16 protein-coding genes are annotated in these 17,009 nt (G+C 67.2%); 7 read left to right on the forward strand and 9 right to left on the reverse strand.

Annotation, left to right across the window (positions count from 1 at the left end):
• The first annotated feature begins 5 nt into the window (after window positions 1-5).
• Genes ACVT6V_RS06050 through ACVT6V_RS06060 form a run of 3 tightly spaced genes read left to right on the forward strand, consistent with a single transcriptional unit; the run spans window position 6 to window position 1,980 of the window.
• Window positions 6-713, forward strand: a complete 708-nt coding sequence (locus ACVT6V_RS06050) for a TetR/AcrR family transcriptional regulator (protein WP_489898901.1) — start codon at window positions 6-8, stop codon at window positions 711-713.
• A 22-nt stretch (window positions 714-735) separates the two neighbouring features.
• The gene (locus tag ACVT6V_RS06055) at window positions 736-1,467 is read left to right on the forward strand and encodes a hypothetical protein (RefSeq protein WP_489898902.1); all 732 of its coding nucleotides are present in this window, start codon (window positions 736-738) and stop codon (window positions 1,465-1,467) included.
• A gap of 36 nt (window positions 1,468-1,503) precedes the next feature.
• Entirely contained in the window at window positions 1,504-1,980 is a 477-nt protein-coding gene (locus ACVT6V_RS06060; RefSeq protein WP_489898903.1) for a glutathione peroxidase, read from the forward strand.
• A 9-nt stretch (window positions 1,981-1,989) separates the two neighbouring features.
• Here the strand turns inward: ACVT6V_RS06060 and ACVT6V_RS06065 are convergent, their stop codons facing one another.
• Together ACVT6V_RS06065 and ACVT6V_RS06070 are read right to left on the reverse strand one after the other, a co-directional pair.
• Window positions 1,990-3,219 (reverse strand): NAD(P)/FAD-dependent oxidoreductase, encoded by a 1,230-nt coding sequence (locus ACVT6V_RS06065; protein ID WP_489898904.1) that lies wholly within the window; start codon window positions 3,217-3,219, stop codon window positions 1,990-1,992.
• Between the two features lie 120 nt (window positions 3,220-3,339).
• Window positions 3,340-4,536, reverse strand: a complete 1,197-nt coding sequence (locus ACVT6V_RS06070) for an ROK family transcriptional regulator (RefSeq protein ID WP_489898905.1) — start codon at window positions 4,534-4,536, stop codon at window positions 3,340-3,342.
• Window positions 4,537-4,593: 57 nt separating this feature from the next.
• Between ACVT6V_RS06070 and ACVT6V_RS06075 the strand changes: the two genes are divergently transcribed.
• Entirely contained in the window at window positions 4,594-5,784 is a 1,191-nt protein-coding gene (locus ACVT6V_RS06075) for an MFS transporter (RefSeq protein WP_489900718.1), read from the forward strand.
• On the opposite strand, the gene ACVT6V_RS06080 is transcribed toward ACVT6V_RS06075, so the two are convergent.
• Both ACVT6V_RS06080 and ACVT6V_RS06085 read right to left on the reverse strand, forming a co-directional pair.
• Window positions 5,774-6,802, reverse strand: coding sequence for an acyl-CoA dehydrogenase family protein (locus tag ACVT6V_RS06080; RefSeq protein WP_489898906.1), 1,029 nt, complete (start codon window positions 6,800-6,802; stop codon window positions 5,774-5,776). The genes ACVT6V_RS06075 and ACVT6V_RS06080 overlap by 11 nt on opposite strands.
• Complete coding sequence (locus tag ACVT6V_RS06085; protein ID WP_489898907.1) at window positions 6,802-7,953, reverse strand: acyl-CoA dehydrogenase family protein; 1,152 nt, start codon at window positions 7,951-7,953, stop codon at window positions 6,802-6,804. Before ACVT6V_RS06085 ends, ACVT6V_RS06080 begins: the two co-directional genes overlap by 1 nt.
• A gap of 208 nt (window positions 7,954-8,161) precedes the next feature.
• On the opposite strand from ACVT6V_RS06085, the gene ACVT6V_RS06090 reads away from it, so the two are divergent.
• Together ACVT6V_RS06090 and ACVT6V_RS06095 are read left to right on the forward strand one after the other, a co-directional pair.
• Window positions 8,162-9,349, forward strand: a complete 1,188-nt coding sequence (locus tag ACVT6V_RS06090) for a DUF1214 domain-containing protein (RefSeq protein ID WP_489898908.1) — start codon at window positions 8,162-8,164, stop codon at window positions 9,347-9,349.
• Between the two features lie 14 nt (window positions 9,350-9,363).
• On the forward strand, window positions 9,364-10,590 hold the full coding sequence (locus ACVT6V_RS06095; RefSeq protein WP_489898909.1) for a sulfotransferase family protein: 1,227 nt from the start codon (window positions 9,364-9,366) through the stop codon (window positions 10,588-10,590).
• A gap of 269 nt (window positions 10,591-10,859) precedes the next feature.
• Here ACVT6V_RS06095 and ACVT6V_RS06100 read toward each other — a convergent pair whose 3' ends face one another.
• Both ACVT6V_RS06100 and ACVT6V_RS06105 read right to left on the reverse strand, forming a co-directional pair.
• Window positions 10,860-11,732, reverse strand: a complete 873-nt coding sequence (locus ACVT6V_RS06100; protein ID WP_489898910.1) for an SDR family NAD(P)-dependent oxidoreductase — start codon at window positions 11,730-11,732, stop codon at window positions 10,860-10,862.
• 469 nt (window positions 11,733-12,201) lie between these two features.
• Complete coding sequence (locus ACVT6V_RS06105; protein WP_489898911.1) at window positions 12,202-12,705, reverse strand: methylated-DNA--[protein]-cysteine S-methyltransferase; 504 nt, start codon at window positions 12,703-12,705, stop codon at window positions 12,202-12,204.
• A gap of 92 nt (window positions 12,706-12,797) precedes the next feature.
• Here ACVT6V_RS06105 and ACVT6V_RS06110 point away from each other — a divergent pair, with 92 nt between their 5' ends.
• The gene (locus ACVT6V_RS06110) at window positions 12,798-14,048 is read left to right on the forward strand and encodes an oxygenase MpaB family protein (RefSeq protein ID WP_489898912.1); all 1,251 of its coding nucleotides are present in this window, start codon (window positions 12,798-12,800) and stop codon (window positions 14,046-14,048) included.
• A 39-nt stretch (window positions 14,049-14,087) separates the two neighbouring features.
• On the opposite strand, the gene ACVT6V_RS06115 is transcribed toward ACVT6V_RS06110, so the two are convergent.
• The 3 genes from ACVT6V_RS06115 to ACVT6V_RS06125 all read right to left on the reverse strand — a co-directional run bounded on the left by ACVT6V_RS06115 (window position 14,088) and on the right by ACVT6V_RS06125 (window position 17,004).
• Window positions 14,088-14,996 (reverse strand): SDR family oxidoreductase, encoded by a 909-nt coding sequence (locus ACVT6V_RS06115; RefSeq protein WP_489900719.1) that lies wholly within the window; start codon window positions 14,994-14,996, stop codon window positions 14,088-14,090.
• Window positions 14,997-15,136: 140 nt separating this feature from the next.
• Complete coding sequence (locus ACVT6V_RS06120; protein WP_489898913.1) at window positions 15,137-16,009, reverse strand: sugar phosphate isomerase/epimerase family protein; 873 nt, start codon at window positions 16,007-16,009, stop codon at window positions 15,137-15,139.
• Complete coding sequence (locus ACVT6V_RS06125; RefSeq protein ID WP_489900720.1) at window positions 16,009-17,004, reverse strand: sugar ABC transporter substrate-binding protein; 996 nt, start codon at window positions 17,002-17,004, stop codon at window positions 16,009-16,011. Before ACVT6V_RS06125 ends, ACVT6V_RS06120 begins: the two co-directional genes overlap by 1 nt.
• Window positions 17,005-17,009 lie beyond the last annotated feature (5 nt).

Genomic DNA, 17,009 nt, shown 5'->3' on the forward strand with positions numbered 1-17,009 from the left:
ATCGAGTGAAACCTGGCCAGGCCGCCACGCCGCTGGAGCTGCAATCTCCATCGCCGCAGCCGCAGTCGTTGCTGCAGCGGGCATACGTGGCCGTGGTCGGGGGAGACCTGCACGAACCCGACGACGATCCGACCCGGACCCGATTGCTCGACGCTGCGTTCGAGCAGTTCTGTCGGATGGGTATCCAGCGCTCGTCGATGGAAGAGGTCGCCCGTCGCGCCGGACTGTCCCGGATCACCATCTACCGGAAGTTCGACACCAAGGACGCGCTCGTCGAGCAGGTGATCCTCCGCGAGTTCCGACGCTACTTCCTCCGGTTTCTCGCCGACATCGAGAAGGCCGACACGGCGGCGGAACGGGTCGTGCTCGGCTTCGTCAGCTCCCTGCGCTCGATCCTGAGCAACCCCCTCATCGGCGGTCTTCTCGAGACCGAGCCGACCCTGTTGGCCGGGTCGATCGGAGCCGACGACGGCCGAATGCTGGTGGCCGTGCGCCAATTCGTCGCACAGCAACTCCGCCGGGAGCAGGACGCCGGGAACATCGACCCCGACCTCGACACCGAGTTGACCGCCGAGATGATGGTTCGTATCTCGAACTCGTTCCTGACGGTGCCCAGCCAACTGATCGATGTGCACGACGACGAACAACTGGCCGACATCGCCCGTCGATATCTCGTCCCCATGCTGGATTCCGGTCCGTCGATGCCTCGTTGAACCGGCCACGGGACGAGGCGAGATGACACACAGGCGAATCTGCTCGATGGCCGTCATCGCCCTGACCTCCGCCGCGCTGATGCTCGTCGCACCGACCACTGATGTGCTCGCGGCGCCGTTTCGGACCACTGCGATCGCGCCTGATCTCGCGGCATGCACGGCCGACCAGAAACCGTCGAGGAACACGGCGTGCGCGGCGGCGATGACCCAGTTGTGGCTCGCGCACCGGGGCAGGTCCGGCGTCGTCCGCGAGACCGTGCGGGTCGACAACCCGGCGTTCGGGCTGTCGTGGAATCCGCAGAACCGCGACATCTGCGTCTACGCCGAACTCGGCAAGCTGCTCAACCTCGGGCTGCACCACTGTGATCGGATCACCTTCGTCAACCCGGAGACCGACGCGGACCTGATCTCGACCCGCACTCGGGCGATCGCCACCTTCCTGCACGAATCGAGTCACGGCGTCCAGGAGGCGGCGGGTCTGAAACCGGTGTCCACCACCATTTTCGGTCCCGCCGACGAGCTGCGGCGACTGGAACTGGCGAGCGACTGCTGGTCGGGTGCGGGCATGGCCTGGCTGGTCACCGATGGTCGCCTCGGCGCCGCCGACCTCGCCGAGGCGACCGCGTTCATGTACGCGCTGCCCGACAACGCCACGCACGGAAACGGCGACGACCGTGGGCAGGCGTTCACGCGGGGCATCGCCGAAGGCCCGGCGGCCTGCGATCAGATTCTGAGTACGCGTGTCTACACTTAGCTCGACGACGACACCCGCGCATCCGCAGAGGGAGACATGACCACCGCTTACGAATTCACCGCAGCCGACATCGACGGCAACACCGTTCCGCTGTCGACCTTTGCCGGGCTACCGCTACTCATCGTCAACACCGCGTCGAAGTGCGGGTTCACGCCGCAGTACGAGGGTCTGGAGGCGCTCAACCGGCAATACGGCGACCAAGGGCTGCGCGTGCTCGGCTTCCCGTGTGACCAGTTCGCCCATCAAGAACCCGGTGACGCGGAGGAGATCAAGAACTTCTGCTCGCTGACCTACGACGTCAGCTTCCCGATGTTCGCCAAGATCGACGTGAACGGACCCGACGCACACCCGCTGTATGCCTGGTTGCGATCCGAGAAGCGCGGACTGCTGGGCGGACGAATCCAGTGGAACTTCACCAAGTTCCTCATCGGCCGCGACGGCAAGGTCGTCGACCGCTTCGCGCCGACCACCAAGCCGGAGAAGCTGACGGGCGCGATCACGAAGGTGTTGTGACGCGGTCCCTCACGAGATCAGCGTTGCCAGCGCGACGTCGGGATCACCCAGGCGCGCGGTGTCGACCGGCCGGCCCGACGAGATCAGTGACTTGATGTCCTCGAGCTGATCCCAGACGTTCACCTGCATGCCCGCCTGGACGTGCGCGTCGTCGTCGAGCCAGAACACCACGAACTCACGTCCCTGGACGTCACCGCGGAACACGACCTTCTCGTACCCGGACGTACTGCCGGTGAACTCCATGCCGAGGTCGTATTGATCGGTGAAGAAGTAGGGCAGATTGGTGTATTCGGCGTCGCCGCCCAGCATGTTCACGACCGCGATCGCCGGCTGGTTCAGGGCGTTCGCCCAATGCTCGGTGCGCACCCGGGTCCCCAGAGTCGGATGCTCGGCATTGGCGATGTCACCGACGGCGTAGATGTCCGGGTCGCTGCTGCGCAGACCGGCGGTGACGAGGACACCGCCGCCGCCGGTTTCGAGGCCGGCCGTCTCGGCCAGTTCGAGATTCGGTATCGCGCCCGCCGCGACCAACACCAGGTCGGCGTCGACCGTGTCGCCTCCGGCGAGTCGCAGGCCCTGCGCGTGGCCGCCGCCGTCGTCGGTCATCACGGCCTCGACCTCGACCCCGGTCCGCAGGTCGACGTCGTGGGCGCGATGGAGGTCGGCGAACACCTGCGCCACCTCGGCACCCAGTGCGCCGAGCAGCGGCTGTGGTGCGGCCTCGGCGACCGTCACCTGTGCGCCACGCTCGCGGGCACCTGCCGCGACCTCGAGGCCGATCCAGCCGCCGCCGACGATCGCGACGCGGGAACCGTCATGGATCGCCGCGTTCAGCTTCTGGGCGTCGTCGATCGTGCGGAGGTGGTGAACGTTGTCGGCGTCCGCCCCGGCGAGATCGAGATGCCGTGAGCGAGAGCCGGTGGCGAGCAACAGCTTGTCGTAGCTCACGGTGGAGCCGTCGGGCAGCTGCACGGTCTTCGCGGACGGGTCGATCTTCTCGATCGTGGTACCGGGGCGTAGGTCGATCCTGTTGTCGCGGTACCACTCCCCGTCGTGGACGGTGAAGTCGGCGAGTTTCTTCTTGCCGGCCAGGAATTCCTTGGACAACGGCGGTCGTTCGTACGGCAGGTGTTCCTCGGAACCGAAGAGGATCACATGTCCGTCGAAGTCGTGTTCACGCAGTTCCTGAGCGGCTTTCGCGCCGGCCAGGCCGCCTCCCACGATCACCATGGTTGTCATGAGCGTCGCCTCCCTCGTGCTTCGGGGCAGATCTCTGTTCTGCCTGCGCTGTTGGGATCGTGTCTCACCTTACTCGGGTGCACGCCGCGGCACGGTTGTCTCCAGGTAATGCCCGAGCGGTCACCGGCTGCCCCATCGCGCCAGCGATTCCACGGTGGTGATGTGATCGACGCCGAAGGCCGCGGCGCCGTACAACGGTCCGTCGTCCCCATATATCCCGTCCAAAACTGCTGGGGGAGAGTCTTTTCGATACGACATGAGACCGGCCCGGTAGGCGTCGTCGAAGGATTCGCGCGCACCGGCCCGCAGCGGTGCGGCCAGCCCGCCGAGCGTGACGACGTCGGGGTCGTGGATGTTGACCAGTCCGGCGACGCCTCGACCGAGTGAGGCGGCGACTGCGGCGAGGGCCGCGCCGGTGCGGGTGTCGGCCACGGATGAGCCGCGGTACTCGTCGAGGACCGTGTGCATGTAGCCGGGTGCGTTCTCCGGTGGTGGGTCGCCGCGATGTTCGGCGAGGGCACGCCCGTCCAGCGTGAGATCCCAACATCCGTGGGCGCCACAGGGGCACAGTCGCGACGGATCGCCGAACGGCACATGGCCGTACTCGCCGGCGCTGCCGTGCGCCCCGGTGGCGGGTACGCCGTCGACGATGAGCGCCCCGCCGATCCCGGTGGTGATGATCAGATGCAGGGCGGTGCCGACGCCGCGGGCCGAGCCGGTCCGCGCCTCGGCCAGACCCGCGAGTGTCGCGTCATTGCCGACGAGGACCTGCAGCTCGACGTCGGCGGGCAGATCCGACGTCAACCGCGACAGGTCCACGTCGCGCCACCCGCGCCGGGTGAACTGCACGAGGCGATCGTCTCGGACGGTGCCGGCGACCGACACCGACACCGCCCGCACCCGGTCGGCCTCGCGCACATGGATCGCCCGGATCGCCTCGGCCATGTCGGCGAGTACCCGCTGCGGGTCGCGACCCAGGTCCGGGGTGCTCGCCTCGATGTTCGGGGCCCCGGTGATGTCGGCGGTCGCGACCCGCCAGCCGGTCGTCGTCAGGTCCGCGGCGACGACGACCGGTCCGTTCGGGTGGGGACGAAGAACGGTGGAGGGCCGGCCGCGTCCGTGGGCGGGGGCGGGACTCTCATCGAGGAGTTCGATGCGGCGCATCCGGCTCAGCAGTTCGGTCGCCGCGCCACTGCCGATGCCCAGCTCCTGAGCCGCCGAGGCGCGGGTGATACCCGGCTGCGTGCGGACCAGATCGATCAGCCGCGCGGCGGTGAACCAGCGCGCCGGTGTCGCGCTGCTCGGCTGTGAGGTCACCGGGTCATCCTCCCATTTTCATTAAACTCTGATCACGAGTATATTCGTCGCGTGGCCATCTCCACCGACTCGACCTCGACCCGGCGCGGTGTTCGTCAGAACCTGCCCGCGTTGATGGCGCTTGCCCTCGCCGGGTGCCTCGCCGTCACCACGGAGATGCTCCCGGTGGGTCTGCTGCCGGCCATCGGCGACGCCTTCGACGTCGACGAGCAGACCACCGGTCTGCTCGTCATGGTCTATGCCGCGATGGTCGCGATCTTCTCGGTGCCGCTCACGATCGCGACCCGACGGCTCCCGCGCAAACCGCTGATCCTGGCCACGGTGTGTGCCTACCTCCTGAGCAACCTCATGATCGCGGTGGCGCCGACGTTCGCGTTCCTCGCCGCAGGGCGGGTGGTCGGGGGGCTCTCGCACGCGCTGTTCTTCTCGGTCTGTATCGGTTTTGTGCCGCTGCTCGTCGAACGTGGCCAGGTGGGTCGCGGCCTGGCGCTCGTGTCCGGTGGGGCCACCGCCGGTTTCGTGCTCGGCGTCCCGGTGTCGACGACTCTCGGCTCGTTGGTGGGATGGCGGGTGGCGTTCGCGATCCTGGCGGTGTTCGCGGCGATCACCCTAGTGCTGGTCGCGCGGACGCTGCCCGCGGTGGGCGGGGCGCCGGCCGGCCGGCGAATTCTCCCTCCTGGGACGCGAACGGATCTCGGTGTCGTCGTCGCGTCCAACACCCTGACCTTCGTCGGGCAGTACACGCTGTACACCTACGTGACGGTGGTGTTCCTGACCGCCGGCGCACACGAGGCGTCGATCGGCCCGATCCTGCTGCTGTGCGGGGTGTGCGGTCTCGTCGGACTCGCGTGCCTCGGCCGCACGATCGATCGCCATCCCCGCTCGACGGTGCTGGCCGTTCTGGGGTTGCTGGCGGCCGCAATGCTCGGTGTCTGGGTGACCCACGAGTGGCTGCCGGCACTCGTGCTCGCGGTTGCGCTGTGGAACGGGGTGTTCGGTGGTGTGCCCTCGATGTACCAGTCCGCCGCGGTCCGGGCCATGCCCGACGCCCCGGAGATCGCCGGGGCCTGGATCAACTCGACCTCCAATGTCGGCATCGCCCTGGGTGCGGTGATCGGTGGTGCGCTCCTGACGACGGCCGCGGGCACGTCGGCACTGGCGTGGTTCGGGTCGGCGCTGGTGGTCCTGGGACTGGGCGTCGCCGTGGTGGGGACGAGAGCGTTCCCGCACGCCACCGTCAGCCGGTGATCAGGGCCCACAGTCCATCGGCGCCCACGTCCAGCGCGGCCGACGCGACGATCTCATCCCAGTGGTGTGTCGAACCGAACTCCGATCGCCAGGCGAGCGCGGCCAGCGTGAACTCGTGGAGGCGATGCTCGCGGGTCGTCCCGATCGCGCCATGCACCTGGTGGGCATTGCGGACCGCCACCGACGTGGCCTGACCGACACACGAACGCGCCACGGCAACAGCGAACTCCAGGTTCTCGCCGGTCCAGTCGCCGCGCACGGCCGAAGCGAGTGCGGCCTCGGTCGCGGCCCGTGCGAGTGAGGTCTCGGCCGCGATGTCGGCGATCAGATTCGTGACGGCCTGGAACCGTGCCAACGGCCGACCGAACTGGTGGCGCTCGGTGGCATGAACCACCGTCAGCTCCAGGGTGCGTTCGAGCGCTGCGCAGATCTGGACGGCCCGCGCCAGCGCGCCGCGGAGCACGAACTGGCCGGCGATCGATTCGTCGAGGTGTGTCCCTGTCAACGCGGCGATGTCGGTGGTGACGGTGTCGCGTGGTTCGCCGGCGACATTGGTTCCGGGCCTGATCGTGAGATCCGCGGCCGGCACATCGGCGAGAAGAGAGGTGTCACCGGATCGCCAGATGACCACGACTCGTTCCGCGCTCGCCGCCCAGCCGACGTCGCGTGCGACTCCGTGCTGGTCGAGGATGCAAGCGGTGCGTCGTCGGTTGTCGATCGGTAGGCCGGCAGTCTCCAGGAGCCAGCCGGCGAGCAGATCGTGTTCGACGATGGGCGCCGACACCCCGTGCGTGGCGGCGGCGGACAACAATTCGGCGGAGGCGAACCAGTCGGCGCCACTGCCGCCGGTGTCCTCACTGCCGGTCAGCCGGGCGAGGCCCACCTCGGACAACTGCTCCCACAGTTCGAGGTCCCATGCGGCCGAGCGGGTTTCGGTGTCGGCGCCGGAGGTCTTCTCGCGATGAGAGGCGAACACCGCCGACATCATGTCGACGAGGTCACGGTCGACGGCGGTCATCAGCGCAACCCCAATCCGCGCGCGATCACACCGCGCAGCACCTCGTTCGTGCCGCCGCGCAACGTGAATCCCGGGCGTTGCACCACCGCGGCGTCGACCATGCGGGCGAAATCGTCACCTCCAGGCGCCGCGGCGTCGCGGAGCTGGTCGGCGAAGTCGGCGATGTCGCCCTCACCGGTGGTGCCCAGGACTTTCACGACGGCCGCGGCGGTGTCCGCGGGTTCGTGACGGGCGAGCGCACCGGCCACCGCGCTCGACATCTGATGCAGTGCGGCGATGCGGGCGACGTGCCTGCCCAGGTCGGGATGCGATGGCACCGCGCCTGTCCGCATCTCGTCGACCGTCTCGGCGAGCAGCGGAAAGGTGGACAGAAATCGTTCCGGCCCACTGCGTTCGAATGCCAACTCGGAGGTCACCTGCGTCCAGCCCTCGCCGATGGTGCCGAACACCATGTCGTCGGGCACGAACACGTCGTCGAGGATCACCTCGTTGAAGTGATGGCTGCCGTCCATCGACCGGATCGGGCGGATGTCGATCCCGGGCCCGCGCAGGTCGACGATGAACTGGCTCAGACCGCTGTGGCGATGAGCCGGGTCGAGCGGCTCGGACCGGGTCAGGCAGATGAATGCCTCGGCCCGGTGGGCGCCGGAGGTCCAGACCTTGGTGCCGGTGATCGACCACCCGCCATCGACTCTGGTGGCCCGGGTGCGCACGCTCGCGAGGTCGGAGCCCGAGTCGGGTTCGCTCATGCCGATGCCGAAGAAGCAGGTGCCGGCGGCGATGCGGGGCAGGTACCGCTGCTTCTGCGCCTCGGTGCCGTACTTGAGGAGGGAGGGCACGATCTGACGGTCGGCGATCCAGTGCGCGGCGACGGGTGCACCGGCGGCCAGGAGTTCTTCGGTGACGACGAAACGCTCCACGAAGCCGCGCCCGCGCCCGCCGTAGTCGACGGGGACCGTCATGCCCAACCAGCCGCGTTCCGCGAGGGCCGCGGTGAACTCCTCATCCCACCCCGTCAGCCAGCTGTCGACCCGGCGCCCGATGCGACCGGCGGCGCGCTGCTCGTCGACGAACTCGCGGACCTCGAGGCGTAGGGAATGGAACTCGGACGGATCGTCGACGGTCTGTGGGACCAGACGGAGTTCGGACATGTCTTGGACGATAACCCGAGCCGCGATCCGTGCCGGCATCGTCGCTCCCCCGTTCCGGATGCGCTCCTTCGATCGAGGGAGCAGATTCGCAACGGAGGAGCGAGGTCGGGACGACGCGGCAGGACGGGTCAGGGTGGCGATCGCCGATATCCGGGCAGTCGTCCTCGATACCGGCGATCATGGGATGACGTGACACGAAAGGCGGGCGATGAACGGGCGGACGATCGCGACGGCGGCATTGGGACAGTTCAAGAGGGCGCGGGTGGCGTACCTGAAGCTGCGGGGACAGACACCCGACAGTGTCGCCGAGCAGCGGGTGGTGAGCGGGACGTCGTGGGACGAGTTCTGCGACACGCTCAAGTCGGCCGGGGCGGCGATCGTCTTCCCCGGCACCCCGACCGACCCGCTCACCCAGGCCGAGGGCTACCGCTACCTCAGTCGACTCACCCGTGCCGGCCTCGAGGCCTTCGTCGAATACGCCGACCCGAAGGCCCCGGTCCTGCGCCGCATGATCCACGAGACGGCGAAGATGGGGTCGGACAACCCGGACAACTACTACATGAACGCCACCATCGACGGATCTCTCGAGTACCGCATCACCGGGACCCGCGGAACCGTCGACTATCTGGGCTTCGGTACGCAGGAGGGCAATTACGGCGAGGGTGGGCAGATGCCGACCACCGGCTACGTGGAGGCCGCCGACCTCGAGATCGGGCCGGACGGCCACTTCGAACTCATCCTGAGCGCCACCGAGCACGACGGCAACTGGTTGTCGATGACACCGCAGACCGGCCTGTTGATCGTGCGGCAGACGTTCGCCGACCGCAGCACCGAGGTCCCGGCGGATCTGCGGATCGAACTGCTGACCGGCTCGGCCGCGCCTGCCCCGCTCACCCCGGCGCAGCTGGATGCCGGTCTGGGCAAGGCGAGCCTGCTGGTTGCCGGAGCCTCGATGTTGTTCGCCAAGTGGGCGCGCGACTTCTCCCGGCACACCAACGAGCTGCCGATGTTCGACCCGGAGCGCTCGACCAAGGCCGGCGGCGACCCGAACATCATCTACTACCACAGCTATTGGCGGCTGGGCCCCGACGAAGCGTTGGTCATCGACAGCGAGATCCCGGACTGCGACGGCTGGAACTTCCAGCTCGACAACCACTGGCTGGAGTCGCTCGACTACCGGTATCACACGATCCACGTCAACAAGCACACCGCGACCTACCGCGACGACGGCTCGGTACGGATCGTGGTCGCCCACAAGGATCCGGGTGTGCCGAACTGGATCGACACCACCGGACACGACTGCGGCGCCATGACGTTCCGGTGGATCCGCGCCGCGCGACACCCGCAGCCGCGCACCCGCGTGGTCACGACCAGCGAACTCGCACAGCTGGATTGACCGGGCCGGTCGCGATGAGTGCCTCGTTCACACCGTTCCGGCGTCGGCCGGTGCGCGCGATCAACCGCGTCGGCCGGATGCTCGATGCGCGTGGTGTGTCGGTCGTGGACCTGTCTGCCGACTGCCTGCGGCGACGCGCGCAGAGGGCCACCGGACTACCGTGGGTCGACGATGCGCAGGCCGACGAGGCCCTCGATGTGTTGTGCGCGTCGATCGTCGAGGAATCGGAGCTGAGCCTGTTCGGGGCGCTGGTGATCCGCGCGCGTCTGCACGGCCTTCTCACCACTCGCCTGCGGGTCGCTGATCTGATCCGACGGGAACCGTCGATCCTGCGGACGGACATCTCCCCGCCGATCGTGATCGCCGGCCTCCAGCGCAGCGGAACGACGATGCTGCATCGGCTCATCGCCGCCGACCCGGAGATGCGCGCGGTCGGATCGTGGGAGGTCATTCATCCGCTGCCGCGGAAGCGGGAGAAGGCCGGCAAACCGACAGTTCGGGTGGCACAGACGACATTGGCCGAATGGTCGCTGCGCTATCTGAATCCCCAGTTCTTCGCGATCCACGCGGTGGAGGCCGACGGCCCGGAGGAAGACGTTCTGCTGCAGGAGTATTCGCTGCTGTCGCAGGTGCCGGAGGCCATGCTCGACGTGCCGTCCTACGCCTTGTGGCTGCAGCAGCAGGACATGCGGGCATCCTACGAATACCTCAAGACGCTGCTGCAGATCCTGCACGCGCAGAATCCCCGACCCCGCTGGGTGCTCAAGACCCCGGCGCACCTGGAGCATCTCGACACCGTGCTCGACGTGTTTCCCGAGGCCGTCATCGTGCAGACCCACCGCGATCCGCTGCGCACCACCGCGTCGTTCTCCAGTATGCTCGCACACGGTCATTCCATGTTCAGCGACCACGTCGACGCAGAATCCGTTGCCCGGCATTGGCTTGACCGCAACGGCGCGATGGTCGACCGTGCGCTCGACGTGCGTGCTGCACGACCGGACGTGTTCGTCGACATTCACTATGAGGATCTCATCGACGATCCGATGGCCCAGGTGAAACGCATCTACGACGCCGCCGGATTCGATCTCACCGACACCATCCGCACTCGCATGGACGAGCATCGTGCCGGGCACGCCCAGAATGCCCACGGCGTACACACCTATGCGCTTTCCGACTTCGGCCTCACCGAGGACGAGGTCAACGCGGTGTACGCCCGCTACCGTGCCGCATTCAATCTCTGACCCCGGCTGAGTGCAACACGGTTCGGTGAGGCGCCGGCCCGAGATTACGAGCGTCACTACTCGCTCCCTGAGGAGCCTCCGAGCTTGCGAGGATGCGTCACGAAGGGCCTCGTCACGCTCGAGCGTGCACGCGTCACCCCCCGCTCCCTGAGGAGCCTCCGAGCTCGCACGCGTCCCCGCTCCCTGAGGAGCCTCCGAGCGTCCCCCCGCTCCCTGAGGAGCCTCCGAGCTTGCGAGGATGCGTCACGAAGGGCATCGTCCCGCCCGAACTACCCCACCGGCCAGCTGGTGCCGGTGAGCTTCTCGGCCGCGGCCCACAGACGCGCGGCGTTCTCGAAATCGCATGCCGCCGTCGATCGTCCGAACAGCACCGGTTCACCGCGCAAGGCCCAGATGCCGTCGACACCAACATAGCTGCCGGGGGCGATGGGGTGTGTCAGGCAATACAGAGTGGTCGCGGCGCCGGCGTCGATGTCGTTGGCGAATCGTGTTGCGGCACCCTGCACCACCTTGTGAGCGATTCCCAGGTGTGGCTTGTTCGAGATGTTGGAGGCCACCCAGCCCGGCGTCGTGAGCATCGCCGTCACCGGCGAACCGGCTGTACGCAGACGGCGATCGAGTTCGAGGCCCCACAGCATCACCGCGAGTTTCGATCGTGCATAGGACCGCGGCGGGCTCCAGCGCGCCCTGCTGAGGTCGAGATCGTCGGGGTCGAGTTCCTTGGCGCCACGATGGGCGTCGGAGGCCACGCAGACGATCTGACGTTCGATGCGCGGCAGCAGCAGGTTCGTCAACGCGAAGGGCCCGAGGAAATTCGTACCGATGCCGAGTTCGAAACCGTCGGTGGTCTGTCGGTGCTGATGAGGGAAGACGCCGGCATTGTTGATGAGGTAGTCGATTGAACCGTCGAGCCTCTCGGCGAAGGCGCGCACAGACGACAGGTCGGCGAGGTCGAGTGGGAGGACTTCGCAGTCGCCGCCGAACTCGCGGGCTCGTTGCTCGCCGAGCTCGACGTTGCGTACGGCCAACACGACGCGGAGGCCGGCCCGGGCCATGGCGCGGGCCGTCGCCAAGCCCAGGCCGTTGGTCGCTCCGGTGACGACGGCGCGTCGGCCGGCGAGGGCTGTCAGTTGGTCATCCATGACACGAGGGTATTGGCGACAGGACACAACCGTCACGACTCGCTCCCCGAGGAGTCTCGCGAGGCGCCGCCCTTCGTGACGCATCCTCGCAGGCTCGGAGGCTCCTCAGGGATCGGGGGAGGCATCCTCGCAGGCTCGGAGGCTCCTCAGGGATCGGGGAGGCATCCTCGCAGGCTCGGAGGCTCCTCAGGGATCGGGGGAGGCATCCTCGCAGGCTCGGAGGCTCCTCAGGGATCGGGGGAGGCATCCTCGCAGGCTCGGAGGCTCCTCAGGGATCGGGGAGGCATCCTCGCAGGCTCGGAGGCTCCTCAGGGATCGGGGGAGGCATCCTCGCAGGCTCGGAGGCTCCTCAGGGATCGGGGGAGGCATCCCCGCACGCTCGGAGGCTCCTCAGGGAGCGGGGGGGGGGATCCTCGCGGCTCGGGGCTCCTCAGACCCAGGGTGGAGGGTGGTTCGCGAGTTCGTTCTGTCAGAACAGCCGGGACTCGCGTACCTCGGCCGGTTCCTCGAGCTCCAGCAGGTGTCGTTTGCGCTCGAGCCCGCCGCCGAATCCGGTGAGGGAACCGTCGGCACCGATGACCCGATGGCACGGGATGATCACGCCGATCGGGTTCTGTCCGACAGCGCGGCCCACCCGTCGGGCCAGCGCGGGATCGCCGAGTCGTGCTGCGATCTCGCCGTAGCTGACCGTGTGTCCGAACGGAATCTGACGCAATACGGCCCACACCTGTTCCTGGAAGTCGTCGCCGTCGGTACGCATCGGCAGATCGAAGGTCGAACGGTCGCCGGCGAGATACTCCTGCAGCTGGTCAGCGGCCGGGCCCAGAACGGTGTCGTGACGGGCCTCCACGGCGTCGCCGAGTGAGGAGGTGTCAGTGGGTGGGAAGCGGCATCCGACCAGTTCGGCGCCATCGGCGACCAGCGTGAGATCACCGAGGACGGTGAGGATCGTCGCGTGTCGTCTCGGGCCCATCACGCTCTCCTTGCTCGGCTCCTCATCACACTACGACGTCGCTCTGACAGTGCACCGTTGTCGCCAATGAGACGAATTGGTAAATTAGTCTCATGTCCACCACGACGGAGGCTGCCACATCTGCACCGGTGCCCGCACCCCCCCGACGGCATCGCGCCGCCGACGAACGGGGACGCAGGATGGGACGACTGCTCCGGATGTACTGGCGTCTGACCGAGCCGACCGAAGCAGAATTCGATCTCCTCGGGCGTCGCCTGTTGATGCGCGACGAACCGGCCGCCGCGCTCGTGCGGGCAATGCGGCTGCCCACAGACGACCCGGGCCGGCTCACGATGGCCCAGTTCCAGGAGGCGCTCGAGTCGGGGGTGTCCGACGACAGCCCGCCGGCGCTGCGGACCTTCTTCGATCTCGTCGAGGACACACCGGCCTGGGTCGACGCCGAGCTGTGCGAACGCGGGGCCACCGTGTTCCGCCGATTCGGCCAGAACGCCGACGACGTCCTTCTCCAGCTGTCGTTGATCGGTGGCTACCGCTTCGGCGGGCCGGTCGATCTGCTCGCCGAGACCGGCGGATTGTCCGGAGGCACCACCAAACGGCGCCTGGGCGAGACCCAGACGTGGGCGATCGCGGTCGGGCAACCGGGAAGTATGCGGCGACATAGTGATGGTTGGAAACTGACGGTGCACGTCCGCCTGATGCACGCGCTGGTCAACGAGGCCTTCGAACGCAACGGCCGGTGGGACAGCTCCGAGTGGGGGCTGCCGATCAACCAGACCGACCTGGCGTCGACACTCAATCTGTTCAGCGGTGCGCTGATGATGGGCGTGCGGGCGCTCGGCGTGCCGATCTCGCACGACGATTCACGGGCTTTGATGCATCTGTGGAAATACGTGGGGTGGCTGATCGGCGTCGACGACGACTGGCTGTTCGACGACGAACGCGATCAACACCAACTGAGCTACGCGATCCTGCTGTCGCAGACCGACGTGACCGATGCCGGTGCGCAACTCGCGAACGCGCTCGTCGACGTTCAGAAGGATCTGCACTATCGCCATCTGCCGGCGCTGTCGGCGGGCTACACGCGCGAGCGGCTGCTGAGCATGTTAGAGGGCTTTCTGGGCAGTCATGGCATGCGTGATCTTCGCCTGCCGCAACGCCTTCCGTGGGCGTTCGGGGTGGCGTGGGTGCGCAACACGATCAGCTATCGACTCATCGGCCACACGCCGGTGGGTGGCCGCTATCTCGAGTGGCGGGGACAGAAGGCGCGCCAGCGAGCCCGTTTCCGGCACTTCGGGGAAGGTGGCGCCGAGATCGGAGCGCTCCCCGTCGGCACACACGGCTGAACAGACCACCGGCCCACACTGTCGGTCGGGCCGGCGGTATCACCCGTCGGCTGCGGACGCTGTTGTGGCCGGCAGATGCCCGCTCGCCACGTTGCGGGCGCTGGTGGAGCGATGCAACGCGGCGACCTCGGCGTCGACGCGACCGAGGTGGCGAGCGGCGACATCGGCGAGCTGCCGGTCCATGATGCGGGACGCCAGGACGGGTTTGAGCCAGGCCGTGACCGCAATCCACCGCGGGACATAGACGCGGCGACTGCGCTGCGCCAGTCCCTTCGTCATCGCGGCCGCACAGTCATCGAGGGAGACGATCTTGCGCATCGACGTCGGAAGTTCGTCGAGAACGGCGAAATACGACGGCAGATCCGCGGCGATGTCCGCGACGAGCGGTGTATCGATCATCAGCATGTGAGCCGACCCCACGGCGACGCCTCGATGCCCGATCTCGGCGCGCAACGAGGTGGCGAGATGCTCCGTCGCCGCCTTGGTTGCGTTGTACGGGGACTGGCCCAACAGGGGAATGAACGCGGCAGCGGAGGAGACGATGAGGATGTACCCCTGACGTTCGATCACCGACGGCAGCGCGGCACGGAAAGTGTGGAAGACACCCTTCAGGTTGACATCGACGACGCGCGCGAAGACCGCCGGATCCACCTGTTGCAGAGAACCGTACGACGCGATGCCGGCGTTGGCGAGCACCAGGTCGATCCCACCGAATCGTGCGATGCCCTGTTCGACGGCGTCGCGCACCTCATCGAAGTCGGTGACATCGACGCGGTGGGCCACCGCGTGATCCGCGCCGATCTCGTCCGCAAGTTCGCGCAGCGGTTCGTCATCGATGTCCAACAGGATGAGATCCGTGCCGCGCTGGGCGAGCGACAGCGCGGTGGCCCGGCCGATGCCGCTCGCCGCGCCGGTGATCAGCGCGACCTTCCCGGACAACGAGGCCAGCGCGGCCGTCGACGAACGTTTGCGCAGCACGGGCATGGTCGGCTCCTCGCGGAGAATCGTCGGACCGTGCCAGTATGCCCGTCGGTGCGTTACCTGTACATGCTGGTGAGGACGGCTAAACAGCACGATCTACATCGGCGCTACGTGTACTTGTCGACATACGCCGCCATCGTCTCACGCTGATACCGCGACACCTCCGCGGCGTTCTCGTTCTCCGCGAACACCGACGACACCATCACGGTGTCGTCGCGGTCGTAGAAGCCGAGCGAGGCGAGCCCGCCGAAGAACTCATCCCAGTCGACGTCGCCATCACCGATCTTGAGGTGCTGATGCACGCGTACCGCGTTGCCGGGCGGATTGGTGATGTAGCGCAAACCATGTGACCGATGATGATCCATCGAGTCGGCCACGTGGACGAGGCGGAGCCGGTCGCCGGCGGCCGCCATGATCTCGGACATGTTGCCTCCCATGTGGAAGGTGTGACAGGCCACGTAGACCATGCCGAGATTTGGCGAGTTCACCCCTCGGATGATCCGGAGTGCTTCGAGACCGTCCTCGACGAAATCGTCGGGGTGCGGATCGATCCGGACGTCGATGCCCTCCCGCTCGATGATCGGCATCAACTCCTCCATCGACCGGAAGAACGCGCGCTCGGATTCCTCGGGAAGTTCGGGCCGGCCGGAGAATTCGGTGTTGATGACGTTGACACCCAGGTCGACGGTGATCTGGATGACGCGCTTCCAGTTACGCACCGCGGCTTCGCGCGCATCCTCGTCCGGCCCCGACCAGCGCAGCACCGGCAACACCGACGCGATGCCGACGTCGGCGTCGGCGCAGGCCTTGCGGAATCGGGCGACGAGGTCGTCGTCGGCGCGGGGGTGATTGAAGAACGGGATGAAGTCCCGGTGCGGGGTCAGCTGAAGGTAGTCGTAGCCGAGATCGGCAACGAGAGCGGGAAACTCCAGCAAGTCGTGGCTGTGGTGGAAAGGGGTGGGGTCCAACGCGATCTTCATCAGCGGGTGCCCTTCTCGGCGTAGTCGGCGATGGCGTCGATGTTGCTCTTGTCGATGAATGCCGGCCCGGTCAGCGTGGGAAGTCCACCACCGATCACGTTGCGGTTGTTGAGATACAGCCACAGCGAATCAACCGCCAGGTAACCCTGCAGGAAGGGCTGCTGATCCACCGCCCACTGCACCGAGCCATCCTTGATGGCGGTGACCAGGGCCGCGTTGGTGTCGAAGGTGGCGATCTTCGCGTCACTGCCGGCGTTGTCGGCGGACGTGACCGCCGTCAGCGCGATCGGTGCGCCCAGGGTGATGATGTGATCGATACTCGGGTCCTCCTGCAGCTTGGCGGCAATGGTGGACTGGACGCTGGGCAGATCGGTCCCGTTGACATTCAGGTTCTGTACATCACCGGCACCGGACATGCCCTTCTTCACTCCCGCGCAACGGGACTCGAGCGCGACATTGCCCTGGTCCTGGATCACGCAGATCACCTTCTCGGCACCCTCCTGCTTGAGCCGCTGACCGGCCGCCTCGCCGGAGACCTGTTCATCCTGACCGAAGAAGGACTTCGCGCCCATGGCCTTCCAACTGTCGATGCCTGCGTTGAAGGCGACGACCGGCAGGCCTGCATCGGCAGCCTTCTTGACGTTGGGCGCCAACGCCTCCGGCTTGGCCAGCGTCACCGCCAACGCATCGACCTTGCTGTCCAAGGCGTTCTGGACGAGGTTCGCCTGATTGGGCGCCTCCAACTCCGACGAGTACTTGAGATCGATGTTGTCCTTGGCCGCAGCGGTTTCCGCACCTTTGCGGATGAGGTCCCAGAAGGTGTCGCCGGGCGGGCCGTGGGTGATCATCGCAACGGTGAAACGGGGGGTGTCGGCAGAGCCGGCGTTCATCCCTCCGCCACTGGAATCCGGTTTGCCACCGGTGGACGAGCAGGCGGTGATCAGGGCCAGAGCGGCGATTGCGGAACCGGATACGCGCAGCAGTCTGCCACGCATCTGTG

It is taken from the genome of Gordonia sp. LMA167, assembly GCF_058130025.1.